This window comes from Actinoplanes sp. SE50/110 (assembly GCF_900119315.1).
In the GTDB taxonomy this organism is placed as follows: Bacteria; Actinomycetota; Actinomycetes; order Mycobacteriales; family Micromonosporaceae; genus Actinoplanes.
On record NZ_LT827010.1, the window covers coordinates 6,435,026 to 6,447,772 of the forward strand.

Consider the following 12,747-nt stretch of genomic DNA (forward strand, 5'->3'; position numbering starts at 1 on the left):
CTTTCCGTAGTGCCTGGGGACAGGCCGGACGGCCGGGCGCGTGGGGTTGAATGTGGCAGTGACCGCTCATGATGTTGCTGGAAGCCTGCCGGATATCGCGACTCTGCGGGAGCGCTGTCGCGCGTTGGCGGTGCTTGAGGCGATCCTGAGCCCGGAAGAGGAGTCTCGGTACTACTCGTTCACGTCGGCCTGGTCGGAGGGCGAGGAGCTAGCGTCTATGGACAACGGCTCCGGGGACGCCTGGTCGATCGTGTTCTCCCCTGCAGGCGCCTTTCTTTGGGGATTCGATCATGAATCTTCGATGAGCCCGGCCGTGAACAATGAGGAGTTGTGGCCGGGACTGGTCGACACGGTGCCGGACGTCTTCTCTGCCGCGGTGAACGAACCGGCGTTCAGTTACGAAGGCACGCTGGAAGCGACGGTCTGTCTGTGGCGGCAAACGGACGACGACCGTTGGCATGCCGGCGACATCGACTTTCCCGACCGTCCCGATCCTGACGGCGCCGAACGGCTGTTTTCCGTGCTGCTCGATCCGACCGGCCTGGCCTACCACCGCTTCGCCGAGGACTACTACGGCAAGGCCGTAGATCTTGATGCCGTCCGCGAGATCCTCGCGTTGTCCCCGCTGACCACGAGCCTGGTGCGGCGCCTGAACGCTGACCGATCGACAGCCGCTCTCATCGCCGACTTGTCTTATATCGGCTATCCCTCGCAGCTGGCATAGCGCTCAACCCTCGTGCGAGTGGCCAACTCCCCGATGTGGTGCACCTACTGGTCACGGCCGCGGCCAGGGGCGTAGCTGGACCAGGTGGTGCCTGCTTCGGCGGCAAGGCGAGGACCGCGTGGTGTTCCTCGCCGGCCCATGGCGGGCCTGAGCTCCCGGGCTCAGATCGCGCCATGGGCTTCGTTGACGTGCAGTGGCAGCCTGTGAGTCCCAGACGACCCGATTCACCTGGTGATCTGCTCGCGGGTGGCGCTCATAGCGGCGAGCAGCATGTCGTCCGCACGCATATCGGCGTCGAGGTCGCCGAGGGTGAGGTCCACCCGCTGCCGCGAGGCCAAGAACCGATCCAGGTAGGGAAGTATCGGCCGCGCATGCGGCCCCATCAGTGCGAGGACGCGCAGCGCCTGGGGCGCGTACAGGTCGTCGGCCAGGTACTTCGGCAAGGCCTTCAGTAGTTCAGGCGCTATTGCGGGACCGTCCTGGAGCCATAGCGCGCCTGCCGATTCCACTTCCTCAAAGCCCGCAACCCGGAACAGGCTCCGCAGCTGCTTGCGCTGGCGGACGGTGAGCCCGCCGTTCTGGGCGAGCCAAGTCAGTAGGCGTGATGCGAAACGGACCTTCTTGATCTTGCCGAGCGGATGGAGAGGCTCTAACAGCGGCCTTCACCTCCCGCGACTTCCGTTCGCCGCCGGAACGCCCGGGCGCCTCCTACTGATCACGACTCTTGGCGTGGGCGGCGTTCCGGGAGCTGGGCCTGATCAGCAACTCCTACGCCGTGTTCGCCTTGACCACCCTCAGTGTTACCGGCAGAGGTGCCAACGACCGAGCGGGTGACGGGGGTTGGTGGCGTATGCGTTGGTAGGCCCGGGCAGACTCGCACTCGATGGCATGTGTGATCATTAATTTGAGGCATGATCGCGTTTGGGCGATCTAGCGTTTCACCCGCTCATCGGATGCGCAGTCACGACGCGACTGTCGCGGTCGCGACGTTGAAGGTGGAGAAGACATGGCTTTGCAAGAACTTCAGGCGATGCAGACTGCGTTCGAGTTGTTGTCTCCGCTCGACGCGAGTGCTCAACAGCGTGTCTTGGTGTGGTTGTCAGCGGCGCTTGCGGACACCAATGGCGGTCCCGTGTCCGCGGACAATCCGGGCGCTGGCATGCCGTCGAATATCGCCTCTGAGGATGTTGTTGCGGGAACGCCTACGCAGTATCCGGGGACTTTGCCAGGCCACCAGACCCTGGCACCGGTAGCGGCCGCTGGGGAGCGGGGAGCTGAGGCGGAGCCTCAGGTCGCCGCCGAGCCGGGTTCGGGTCCGGTAGACGAACCGGTGTCGGCTGCCCGGCCGGCGCGCACTCGGGCGGCGAAGTCCACCGGTCGGCGTGCCGGCAAGACCGGCAAGGCTTCGGCCGCTGCGACGTCAGCACCGGTTGTCCGCACGGCGTCGGGACGCCGGAGTGAGCGGCCGAGCGGTGAGCAGTTCCTCACCGACCTTAATACCCTGGGCTCGTTCAAGGCGCTCGCTGAGGAGTACGGCAAGTCGATCGGCACGATCGGCAACTGGGCTAACCAGCTTCGTGAGCAGGGGTTCGCCATCCCTGTCGGCCGGCAGAAGAAGGCCTGAGCGACACCAGTTCGTCCCGGCGCGCGGGCGAGTCGGTAGGCACGGCCGCCGCTAGGAAGCCCGCGCGCCATGGTCACCGGGCTGGTGCTGCGGCTGATCGGTGTCGACGCGATCGCCGGCGGGGAGCGCTTCCTGCCTGCCGGTTTCTGCTGCACTATTGGGGCGGCATCACCCGGACGGAAGCTGTCGCCACGGTGGCTGTCGGCCTCACCGGTGCCCTGCTGATCGCCGTGAACCGGTCGGTGCTGCTGGCCGGCGTGATGATGGCCCTGAGCTTGGTACCGGCCGCGGCGCTCGGCGGGTACGCGCTGGTCGTCGGTGACCCGGCCACGGCCGGCGGCGCGGCCCTGCGTTGGGTTCACGACGCGCTCATCGTCTTTGCCTGCGCGTATCTCGTCGTCGGCATTCACCGCAAACGCCAGCGCCGCACCACACAAGCCTGATACTGCTTGCTGACAACCCGGGTCGGCAGGGATCACCGCGACCGCGGTGCATGATTCTGGCGGCCTGCGGTGGGTTCTGGCACAGGAAGTGTGATCGGCCATCGTTGATGGCTCGTTGCGCTCCTGTGTGACGCGACGGTCCAGCAGCTTCTGCCGCATCTCAGCCCCCTTAAGATCGAAAGGGTTGAGCGGTTGGATGTCGGTGTGCGGCTGTGGGCCAGCGTCCGAGCCTCCTCGGCGACCTGCCTGTCCAGCGGCTCGGCAACGAAGAGGGTGCACGGGCGTTACTGGCGGGAACTGGCCGATGTTCCGGTCGCCGGGACAGCCGTCCGGATCTGGCTGCGGGTCCGCCGGTTCGTCTGCGGAAACGCCGGCTGCGCGGTGCGGACGTTCGCTGAGCAAGTCGATGGGTTGACCCGCCGCCGGTTGCGGAGCACCCATGGTTTGCGGAAGACGTTCACGCGGATCGGTCTGGCTCTCGCCGGCCGGGCCGGGTCTCGGCTTGCCGCGGACATGGGGATGGTGACCAGCCGCAGCACCCTGGTACGGCTGGTGCGGGCACTGCCGGATCTACCGGAGTCGCCGGTGACGGTGCTGGGCGTCGATGATTTCGCCATCAGGCGAGGTCAGAACTACGGCACCGTCCTGATTGATTGCGAGGACGGGCGGGTCGTTGACCTGCTGCCTGGCCGTGACGCCGCCCCGCTCGCCCAGTGGCTCACCGAACACGCAAAGCCGCAGGTCATCTGCCGGGCACCGGGCCAGCGCCTACGTCGAAGGAGCCCGCACCGGTGCACCGGACGCCGTGCAGGTCGCGGACCGGTTCCATCTGTGGCAGAACCTCGCCAAGGTCGTCGAGCGGTGCGTCGCCCGACACAAGGACTGCCTGCGGGAACCAGTCACCACACCGGGCGGTGATCGGGCCGCTGCAGCTGAGGTACCGGAACCCCGCGGGGCGATGGCACAGCGCCGCCGTGAACACCACCAGCTCGTTCATGGCCTGCTCGCCGAGGGTGCCGGAATTCGGCAGATCGCCCGGCACCTCGGCTGGGGCCGGCACACCGTGCAGCGCTACGCCCGTGCCGCTACCTGGTAAGAGATGATCGTCGGGCAGAAACCACGCCCGAGCAGCCTCGACCCGTTCAAGGCTCATCTCCTCCGGCGCATCAGCGAAGGCTGTTCCAAAGCCACAGTCCTGCACCGCGAGATCACCGCACAGGGCTTCAACGGCGGCTACGGCATCGTCCGCGCCTTCGTCGAACAGCACCGCGCCCGCCCGGATCTGAGCGTGATGGTCAAACTCCCGTCGGTCCGCGAAGTAACCGGCTGGATCTGCCGCCATCCCGATCACCTTGTCGAGCGGGACAGCGACCGGCTCCGAGCCCTTCTTGACCGCTGCCCGGAACTGGCCACCGCTGCCGACCTCGTGCGCTCGTTCGCCGGCATGCTGACTAACCTGCGCGGAAACCAGCTCAGCGTCTGGATTACCGCCGCTCAGCAGGCAGCACTGCCCGGCCTCACGGGATTCGCTACCGGCCTGACCAACGACCTCGACGCCGTCACGGCGGCCTGACCTTGCCCCACAGCTCCGGTCCCGTCGAGGGCAACGTCAACCGAATCAAGATGATCAAACGACAGATGTACGGCCGCGCTGGATTCGACCTGCTCCGCAAACGAGTCCTACTCAGTGCCTGACAAGACGCCCATATCGCTATGCGTTGCCTCACGCAGGCCGACGCAGTCATGCTCCCAAAAGATGTTCGAGTAGACGAACGTCCCGACCATCCAGGGCTCGTAGGCCGACAGCTTTACGACCTGGAACGCCTCATCGGGAATCCGCAACGAGGGCTTACGGAAGCCCTGCTCCACTGCGGGGCTGAACCCCAGACGGGAGTAGTAGCCGGGATCTCCCTCCAGGAACACCAACGGGATACCGCCCTCGTCGAGTCGTTGCAGACCACCGCGGATGAGCTCAGAACCGATTCCTCGGCGTTGCCACTGCGGCGCGACCGTGAGCGGGCTCAGAGACTGAACCGCCACGAGCTGCCGTGGTGCGTCCAGCAGCGCCCTGCTGAACATGATGTGCCCCACGACCTCGCCCGCCTGCTCAGACACCAGTGAGAGTGCTGCCGGATCATCGCGCCGCAACGCGTCCACAAGCTCGGCCACCGTGCTGCCGTGCTGTCCACCGAAGGCACTTCGATGGACAGCACCTACCGGGTCATAGTGATGCGGTTGCTCAATACGAAGGGTCATGGCGGGCAAGGTAACGATCTGCGCTGACGGTGCCAAACCAATAACCCCCGCCACCGCGTCGGCGGCATCAACGCGATACCGCCCATGCCTGCGCCACGCCGGAGTACCGAGGCTTCACCCCCCAAAACCAAGATCAGTCACACTTCGTGTGCCAGAACCCACCGTTACCCGTCAGAATCACGGTGCAGGCTCCCGCCTCCTTCGGCCGCAGCCATCACCGTGCGCCACAGGACCCGAGGGCGGCCGGTCACCTTCCCGCGGCCGCGGCCGTCATCTGATTTTGCGTTTTCCCAGGTGAACGGTGCATGGCCGGGGCTAGCGTGAGGTTTCCCGCGGACAGAGGGGGCCCTCGTGCTGCACTGGCCGGTCGTCCCTGTCGGCACTGCGTCACTGCGGGCACTTCCCGAACCGGGCGCCACCCCTGTGATCTACGAAATGAAGTGGGATGGTTTCCGGACCATCATCTGGCGAAACGCTGATGGTGTGCGCGTCCAGTCGCGCCACGGCACAGACCTCACTGCGTACTTTCCTGATCTTGTTGGTCCGCTGACCGCAGCATTACCGCCGAGGGCTGTCCTCGACGGCGAGCTCCTGGTCTGGGATCCCGATCGCGGCCGGTGCAGCTTCGGGTTGCTCCAACGCCGCCTCGTGGCCGGCCGGCGGATCGCTGAGGTATCCCGCAAACATCCCGCTCACCTGGTCGCCTTTGACCTTCTGCGCGACGGGCGCGGCACCGAGCTGCTGGATCAGCCGCTGTCGGTGCGCCGGGCGAAGCTGGAGCGGATGCTGCGGACCGCCCCGCCGCAGCTGGTGTTGTGTCCCCAGACTGCGGTGCCGGCGGTGGCACGCGGCTGGATGCAGGACCTCGGTACCGCCGGAATTGAAGGCGTCGTCATCAAGAAGATTGATGAACGGTACCGTCCCGGCACCCGGTCGTGGACGAAGGTCCGCACTCGGGACACCGCCGAATACGTGGTGGGTGGGGTGACCGGGACCGTGGATCATCCGGTGACCCTTCTTCTCGGGCGTTACGACCGGACGGGGACGCTGCGGTATACCGGCCAAACGCATCCGGTCCGGCCCGAGCATCGCGCTGACCTCGCCGCGGTCCTGCACGCTCTGGTATTCCGCGGCCCGCAGGCCGGGCATCCGTGGCCAATACCGTTGCCAACGGCATGGACCGCCCGGTTCAACGACCGGCGGCCGTTAACCTACACGCCGGTGGAACCGACAGCCGTTGTCGAGGTCGAGGTCGACACGGCCATCGACGGGCCGTTCGGCCGAGCCCGACACGGGGCGCGCCTGATCAGGGTCCGGATGGATCTGCGCCCAGCTGACATCACCCTCGAACAGACCGCCAGCGGTGATCGGGTTGGATCCGCGGCCGGACGGTGATCAGCCAGCCAGGCAGACACACCGGCTCGCCCCGCCGCCGCCTGATCTTGTCGTCACAGTGAGCGCCCGGGTTGAGGAATGTCATTGGCAGGTGTGCCGGCCCGGGTGGCGCAGCAGCCGCGATTGCAGGTAGCCGGCATTCGGGTGCGTGATGTCGGGGTGCAGCAGGCCGCCGGGTACCGGGTCGGCACGCAAAGGCGCGGGCGGGCGGTGCGAGCTGGCGCAGATGTCAGTCATCAGGCGGACGGTGCTAGTGAGCGTCTGGCCGATGGGGTCGCTGCTGTTACGGGCTTGGTAGAAGCCGGTCAGCCGGTCCAGCAACGCTAGCCCGGTCCGGCAGGACGTGTGCTGGTACAGCGCGACGGCCCGCAGGGCGACCGCCAGGAACCGGCGCGGATGGTCGTCCCAGTCGAGCGCCAGCTGTTCGAGGGTGGTGCAGGCTCGGGCGGCGCCGAGGTCACCGACCCAGACGGCAATGTCGGTGCAGACCGTGCTCGCGGCGAGCAGGTCAGTGGCCGGCATCGGGCGTTGGGCGCCGACAACCGTGACGGCTTGGATCGCGGCGGTGATGGCCGGCTCGGTCCGGCCCAGCCTCAAAAGGGCCTCGGCCAGCAGGGCCAGCCGCTGGCCTGCCGGCAGTGTGCTGCGGTTGAGGGCGCGGATGGCCGGTCCGGGGTTGAGCAGGATGGCCTGGGCGAACCGGGCAGGGGGCAGCGTGCGGCTCGCGGCGGCCGGCGTGACGGCGCGGTCTGCGGGAGGCGGCAGGCTGGGATGCATCGCGGATTCGCTCCGGGGTCGGGCCGCGGGCGGCTGGCGGGGCCAGGGCCACGGCGGCTGGGCGGACTGTGCGAGATGGTTCCCGCCGACGTGAGGCCTCACGGGGAGAGGACTCGTGATCGGCGGGATCTGCCAGGCAGAATCCCGCATCTCGCAGCAGGCGGCAATCGGTGCCCGCGCACGGTGCGCGCATGTTGTCGTCCGTGCGGGCGTGGCGGCGGCGGAACGTGCGGATACCGCAATTTCAGCCGGCACCGTGCGGGTGATTCACGGTCGGCTGCGAGTGTGACGGCGTGGTTGGGTGGAGTCGTGAACACATTGACCGGGCAGATGTCGATGCCGCACTCGCCCCGGTGCCGGTGCACCGCGGCGCTGCGGGCGCAGGCCACCACCGACGGGTGGCCGCTGACCGCGCTGGTCGACACGATCATCCAGCGGTGCGGGCACAGCAGGCTGCGGGCCCAGCGGCTGGCGCGCGGCTGGACCAGCAGTGACCTGGTCGGCAGGTTGCGGCAGGTCCTCGGCGCCGGCAGTCGGCTGGCGGCGACCACGGTTTCGCGGTGGGAAACCGGCAAGGAGCGCCCGAGCCCTGCTTCGCTGCAGGCGCTGTTCACGATCTATGACACCGATCTGGCGGGGATCGACTGCGACATCCGGCCGATTGCCGCAACGTCACTGACGCCGGCCGGGCCTACGGCCGACAATGCCGACGTGCTTGCCGCGGCCGATGAGTTGCGCCGCAATGTCGATGCCACGCTGTCGGCCACGACCGTCAGCGATGCCACCATCGACCACCTGCTGCAGGTCGCCGACCAGCACGGCCGGCTCTACAAAACCGACAACCATCGGCCGGTTTTCCTCGCCGACTTGTTCGCCGACCTGGAGGAGGCGTGGCGGCTCGCCGACCGGAAACTACCGACCGGGCAGCGCCGGGACCTGTGTGTGGTGATCGCGAAGTTGGCCGGGCTGGTGTCGATGGTGGCGGTAAACCAGGGCCGCTACCGGCAGGCCCGGCAGTGGTTGCACACCGCCCGCCTCGCGGCCGACGAGACCGCTCAGCCGGTGCTGCGGGCATGGGTCGCGACCCGGGCCGCGGTGACCGCGCTGCATCTGGGAGATCCGGTCACCGCGACGACCGTGGCCGCCGAAGCGGAGATGCTGACCCGCCGCCACCCGTCCCGGCTGTCCGCCATGGCGTGGGCCATCATGGCCCGCACCGCCGCCGTCACTGGCGACGCGGATACCGCCCGTCATGCTCTCCAGCAGGCGCAGCACACGTTTCCTGCCTGCCCGGACGGGCCCGAGATGGGGAACACCGCGAACACGTTCACTCTCGGCCAGCTGCACTTTTACGCCTCCGACGCCTACACCAACCTGGGCGACACCCGGGCCGCGATGCAGGCCCAGGACCAGGCGCTCGCCGCGTTCGGCCCGGGAGAGATGCTTGACCCGGCCTTGGTGCAGCTGGATCGGGCCCGGTGCATGGTCGTCGCCGGTGACATCGGCGGTGGCGTCACGCACGCGCAGACCGTGCTGCTGGACTTGCCCGCCGACTATCGCCCGGCGATCATCTTGCGCCGGGCCGCCACGGTGGTCGCATCCGTTCCGGCCCAGCGGCGGACGGTGACAGCCGCCCGGGACCTGCACGCGGTCATCGCCGGCCGATAGCCTGCTCCCCCATGACCGACGTGCCGCCGCTGCGGATCCGTGTCTACCAGCCGGCCGACCTCCTGGTGGTCCACGAACTCAACCGGGCCGGCCTGGCCGCCGCCGGGGTACCTGCTGACGCCGACGTGTACGCCGGTGACCTCGACGACCCGGCGGCGACATACCTCCGGGGCCGGGCCATCCTGCTAGTGGGGGAAGCCGACGGCCGCGTAGTCGCGATGGGGGCGCTGCAGGAGGTCGACCGCGACTCCTGCGAGATCACCCGGATGCGGGTCGCGGCTCCCGTGCAAGGGCGTGGCTACGGTCGCAGCATGCTGCACGCACTGGAGGATCACGCCGTCAGACTCGGCTACCGCCGGGCCGTGCTCCTGACCGGCCCCGACCAGCATCCCGCCATCGACTTGTACCGCAGCGCGGGATACACCGTCACCAGCTGGGAACAGCACGGCCTGATCCCGGGCATCCGGATGACCAAGTCCCTGCCCTAACTGGAGCCGACCTGAGCTTGTCGGTACCTCCGACCCGGCCCAGGCACTCCGACGGAGCACCTATTGCGTTGCTGACGGTACGGCGGCGACCGGACCAAACGTGCCTTATCAGCGGCAGATGAGCGCACCAATCATGTCGTTCCGCCACGGGGTTGGATCTTCGCCTCGAGCGCCGCCGGCACGATCCCGCGTCATGGTTGGATTCATGCCGTGATAGAGGTCGAGGGGTTGCTGGCGGCTGCTGCGGCCGATCCGTACGCGGATGCTTGGGACTCGTTGCACGAGAAGGCGGGGCAGGAGAGATTCTTGGATGCGGACGAAGCCTTTCTCATTCCGCGTCTGGCCGATCTCGCAGGCCGGTACGCACCGGCGGACCGCGATAACGTTCTGATGCTTGCGGGCAGGATTGCCGCGGATCTTGATGAGGCTAACTGGCCGCGGTATGCCGAAGCGTTCGCGACCATGCACCGGCTGGCGGACGACTGGCTTGTCACACCGATCGATCCGGGCTCGTTCGTCTATCGTCTGCAGGCGGTGCTGGCGCTGGAGGGCGATGAAGTCTGGGGCGCGGAGCTCGATCGGATCGGGAACGATGAGGTCGAAGTCGAGTGCCCGCAGTGCACAACGTCGCTGTTTGTGGCGTTCGGGAAAGACGGCTGCTTCGCCACCCACGAGGACTACGCGACAAAGCCGGACGTCGAGCAGACGCCGTTGCTGCCAGCCGAACCGGCCGAGTTGACCGGCGTCGGTCAACGGTTGCATCTGATGAGCCTGGCGGCCGGGCAGCAATCCGTCGCCGCTGCCCTTACATACCTGTTCGGCCGTGCCACCTGCACCCAGTGCGGCACCACGTTCCGCGTGTCCGAGCAGGTTTTCCGCCGGTAATGACTTGGCTGGGGTGGGGGTCTGGCAACACGGGCCCGGCCGACGGCCCACCGAGGTAGGCGCACGCGATCCATTATACGGATTTCGGCAAAAGCGGGCGTCGGCCGTGCCCCGAAGCACCCATCACCGCGAATGGCGGGTGGCGACGGTCGTGACGCGCGACTCGCGGCATGACAGTACGTCAGCAGAAGCCAGCCGTTCGGGACATACTTGGCCGCGTCGGATCCCTCGATGCCGTCTGTTGACCTCTCGTGATAATGCGAAAGCGCGTTACAATTCACGCCATCAGATAGCGGCGCGAGACTATAAAGGTTTGCCGGACTGGCTCAGCAGTCCGGCCCGCGTCGGCCGTTTGGGTCAGACTGCTGGGCCGACCGCACGTCGCCTCAGACGTATCAGCTGAAGGCCCAACGTTGACTCCGCGTAGCGGAGCAAGGGTAGAGTTGCACCGGACTACTCGAAGCATAAGATGTAACGTCCATGCACTGAATGTTTCCACTTCCAGTACTACGAATTTGCCGGTTAGGGCCAATGTTCCACTGTTGACTGGCAACCGAGCCACACGGCGCCAAGATTACCGGCGTAAACTTCGCATAGGAAGAGACGTCCAAGCACTGTGCACCTCCGCTTCCGGCGCTGACCACCTTTCCGTCTTGGGCATTGAAGCCGCTCCAGCGCTGGCTGACTTGGCTTCCGCATGGAAACAGGATCAGTTTGGTGCCGACGGCATATGAGCCGACATCCATACACTGAGCCTCTCCACTACCCACATTCGCAAGCCGGGTAGAGGTTGCCGCCGACGCGGCCGTCGGCGAAAGCGTGACTGTCGAGGCCAGAACCGTCACGACGGCAACTGCAGATGAGAACAATTTCATCGTTGATCTCCGAAGCTTGATATTGGACATCGGGCGCGAGCCTACGGGAGATCTCAACTAGACGAAGAACGTCTGGCGTCCCGTCATCCGAATGGCGTCTTGGGCCATCGGCTACTTTGCCGCTTGTGATCCGCTACTCACTAGTAAGACTGATATTCCTTCGCGTGACGTGGTTCCGTCGAGAACTCCACTAGAATGCGGCGCTCGATCACATCGAAAAGGCCACGCCTTACTCATGCAGTGCACTCTTCTCGGCAGAAGAGCGAACTGGCAGATGATGCCACCGTCCTCCTCGCGCTTACTGATGGTGACGGGCAAGGCAGGCATTGAGTGGTCAGCATCGAGGTCGGCGAATCTGCAGCCTGGCGGCCGCTAGCGTTCCGGCCCGCCAGGCAGCGGCGATCGATGCCGAGGTAGGTGCGGCCTCGGTGGGGTCCCACAGTTGGTATCCGGCGTAGAGCAGCAGCCACCCCGTGCGGGTAGCCGCCGTTCGCCAGAGTGGGGTGTAGGCGGTTACACCGTCGATCGGCGCTAGGTTTCCGGGCAGAACGATCCGGATGCGAGCGCGCATCGGGCCGGACGGCCCGATGCTGACCGGCCAGTTCAGCAGTGGCCGGGCCGTCTGATGGAGGTTCACCTCGGTGGTCATGCCGTAGGCGACGAGGGTGGATAGCAGTGTGCTGCCGTGCTGGCTGCGGCTGGTGGGTGCGGTGGTGGTCGGCGGCTGGTGTTCGATGGCCACAGTCGGTACCTGCCGACCGGCTTGAGAGGTCAGCAGGGCCGCCACCCGGATGTCGTTGCGGGCCGGCACGGCGAGCTCTGGTGGCGTCGCAGGGTGGTGATGGGGGCTCATCCGAGGTTGCGGCTGGCGCCGAACAGTCGCAGCCGGGCCCCAGCCACCAGCCCGGCCTGGGGAAGCGACCCGTTGTGCGGCTGCCCGGCCGGAATGTCCCCGAGGTTCCGGCCGGCGTACAGCACGCACCACCCGTACCGGCTGGCGGCGTCGCGCCACGCCGGTGACACCGCGGTGACCCCGTCGACCAGCAGCGCGCCGCCGGGCATCCGGATTTGGATGGCTGCCTGGCCGGCACTGGCCTGGCTGATCGCCACCGGCCAGCCCAGCAGCGGCTCAGGCGCCCGGAGAAAGTCGAGCTCGGTGGTCATCCCGGCCTGCACCAGGACGTCGAGGAACGCATCGACGGCCACCGGCCGGGCGACATCCACAACCTGCATGATCGGTTGGAGGGTGAGCACCGGCAGCGGCCGGCCGCCGTGCGGCATCACCCCGGCGACCAGCCGCATCGGCACCGAGGCCGGGCCGGTGCGAGCGAGCGCTCCGGCGGGCAGCAGCCTGATCTGGGAGGTGCCGCAGTCCGGGTGCAGGCAGCCGACCACGCAGCTGTCCTGGTCCTGGAAGACCACGACGTTGACGACGCTGTGCTGCGGCAACGGCAGGTGGCAGTCCTGGCAGCGGCCGCCGGCCAGCGGGGTGGCGGCAACGCGCGCGGTCAGGTCCGGGCCGAGCAGGCGGCGGACCGCGTCGCTCATGCGGACCTCGGCGAGGGTGCTGGTCATGACGGTCTCCTTAAAACGGGTGGTGGGGTGGGCAGAG

At 67.3% G+C, this 12,747-nt stretch carries 16 protein-coding genes and 1 pseudogene; 10 read left to right on the top strand and 7 right to left on the bottom strand.

All coding sequences use genetic code 11. From position 1 onward, the window contains the following. The first annotated feature begins 52 nt into the window (after nt 1-52). Nucleotides 53-724, top strand: a complete 672-nt coding sequence (locus ACSP50_RS29105) for a hypothetical protein (RefSeq protein WP_043515655.1) — start codon at nt 53-55, stop codon at nt 722-724. A gap of 224 nt (nt 725-948) precedes the next feature. Here ACSP50_RS29105 and ACSP50_RS29110 read toward each other — a convergent pair whose 3' ends face one another. After that, nucleotides 949-1,167 (bottom strand): hypothetical protein, encoded by a 219-nt coding sequence (locus ACSP50_RS29110; protein WP_014692871.1) that lies wholly within the window; start codon nt 1,165-1,167, stop codon nt 949-951. A 563-nt stretch (nt 1,168-1,730) separates the two neighbouring features. On the opposite strand from ACSP50_RS29110, the gene ACSP50_RS29115 reads away from it, so the two are divergent. From ACSP50_RS29115 to ACSP50_RS45190, 3 genes and pseudogenes are all read left to right on the top strand, one after another. Then, nucleotides 1,731-2,348: a hypothetical protein gene (locus tag ACSP50_RS29115; protein ID WP_014692872.1), complete on the top strand. Its 618-nt coding sequence runs from the start codon at nt 1,731-1,733 to the stop codon at nt 2,346-2,348. A gap of 194 nt (nt 2,349-2,542) precedes the next feature. After that, a complete protein-coding gene (locus ACSP50_RS43190; RefSeq protein ID WP_014692874.1) occupies nt 2,543-2,791 on the top strand; it encodes a DUF389 domain-containing protein in 249 nt (82 codons plus the stop codon). Between the two features lie 273 nt (nt 2,792-3,064). Further along, a pseudogene (locus tag ACSP50_RS45190) lies at nt 3,065-3,463 on the top strand (ISL3 family transposase); the annotation flags it as partial. A 70-nt stretch (nt 3,464-3,533) separates the two neighbouring features. Here the strand turns inward: ACSP50_RS45190 and ACSP50_RS44290 are convergent. Next, nucleotides 3,534-3,788, bottom strand: a complete 255-nt coding sequence (locus tag ACSP50_RS44290) for a hypothetical protein (RefSeq protein WP_231956741.1) — start codon at nt 3,786-3,788, stop codon at nt 3,534-3,536. Between ACSP50_RS44290 and ACSP50_RS45195 the strand changes: the two genes are divergently transcribed. Further along, nucleotides 3,750-3,887: a helix-turn-helix domain-containing protein gene (locus tag ACSP50_RS45195; RefSeq protein WP_369809694.1), complete on the top strand. Its 138-nt coding sequence runs from the start codon at nt 3,750-3,752 to the stop codon at nt 3,885-3,887. The two genes, ACSP50_RS44290 and ACSP50_RS45195, sit on opposite strands and share 39 nt — an antisense overlap. A 3-nt stretch (nt 3,888-3,890) precedes the next feature. Then, nucleotides 3,891-4,364: a transposase gene (locus ACSP50_RS44295; protein ID WP_014692876.1), complete on the top strand. Its 474-nt coding sequence runs from the start codon at nt 3,891-3,893 to the stop codon at nt 4,362-4,364. Between the two features lie 107 nt (nt 4,365-4,471). Here ACSP50_RS44295 and ACSP50_RS29130 read toward each other — a convergent pair whose 3' ends face one another. Continuing rightward, the gene (locus tag ACSP50_RS29130; RefSeq protein ID WP_052311748.1) at nt 4,472-5,047 is read right to left on the bottom strand and encodes a GNAT family N-acetyltransferase; all 576 of its coding nucleotides are present in this window, start codon (nt 5,045-5,047) and stop codon (nt 4,472-4,474) included. 351 nt (nt 5,048-5,398) lie between these two features. Here ACSP50_RS29130 and ACSP50_RS29135 point away from each other — a divergent pair, with 351 nt between their 5' ends. After that, on the top strand, nt 5,399-6,442 hold the full coding sequence (locus ACSP50_RS29135) for an ATP-dependent DNA ligase (protein WP_014692878.1): 1,044 nt from the start codon (nt 5,399-5,401) through the stop codon (nt 6,440-6,442). A gap of 81 nt (nt 6,443-6,523) precedes the next feature. Here the strand turns inward: ACSP50_RS29135 and ACSP50_RS29140 are convergent, their stop codons facing one another. Further along, on the bottom strand, nt 6,524-7,219 hold the full coding sequence (locus tag ACSP50_RS29140; RefSeq protein WP_014692879.1) for a hypothetical protein: 696 nt from the start codon (nt 7,217-7,219) through the stop codon (nt 6,524-6,526). Between the two features lie 309 nt (nt 7,220-7,528). Between ACSP50_RS29140 and ACSP50_RS29145 the strand changes: the two genes are divergently transcribed. The 3 genes from ACSP50_RS29145 (at nt 7,529) to ACSP50_RS29155 (ending at nt 10,260) form a co-directional block, all read left to right on the top strand. After that, nucleotides 7,529-8,887: a helix-turn-helix domain-containing protein gene (locus ACSP50_RS29145; RefSeq protein ID WP_014692880.1), complete on the top strand. Its 1,359-nt coding sequence runs from the start codon at nt 7,529-7,531 to the stop codon at nt 8,885-8,887. A gap of 11 nt (nt 8,888-8,898) precedes the next feature. Next, a complete protein-coding gene (locus tag ACSP50_RS29150) occupies nt 8,899-9,375 on the top strand; it encodes a GNAT family N-acetyltransferase (protein WP_014692881.1) in 477 nt (158 codons plus the stop codon). A gap of 210 nt (nt 9,376-9,585) precedes the next feature. Next, nucleotides 9,586-10,260, top strand: coding sequence for a hypothetical protein (locus tag ACSP50_RS29155; RefSeq protein ID WP_014692882.1), 675 nt, complete (start codon nt 9,586-9,588; stop codon nt 10,258-10,260). 395 nt (nt 10,261-10,655) lie between these two features. On the opposite strand, the gene ACSP50_RS45200 is transcribed toward ACSP50_RS29155, so the two are convergent. The 3 genes from ACSP50_RS45200 to ACSP50_RS29170 form a co-directional block, all read right to left on the bottom strand. Further along, a complete protein-coding gene (locus ACSP50_RS45200; RefSeq protein ID WP_080128059.1) occupies nt 10,656-11,165 on the bottom strand; it encodes an RICIN domain-containing protein in 510 nt (169 codons plus the stop codon). A 304-nt stretch (nt 11,166-11,469) separates the two neighbouring features. Next, entirely contained in the window at nt 11,470-11,922 is a 453-nt protein-coding gene (locus tag ACSP50_RS29165; protein WP_155123662.1) for a hypothetical protein, read from the bottom strand. Nucleotides 11,923-11,984: 62 nt separating this feature from the next. After that, entirely contained in the window at nt 11,985-12,710 is a 726-nt protein-coding gene (locus ACSP50_RS29170; RefSeq protein WP_014692884.1) for a hypothetical protein, read from the bottom strand. Nucleotides 12,711-12,747 lie beyond the last annotated feature (37 nt).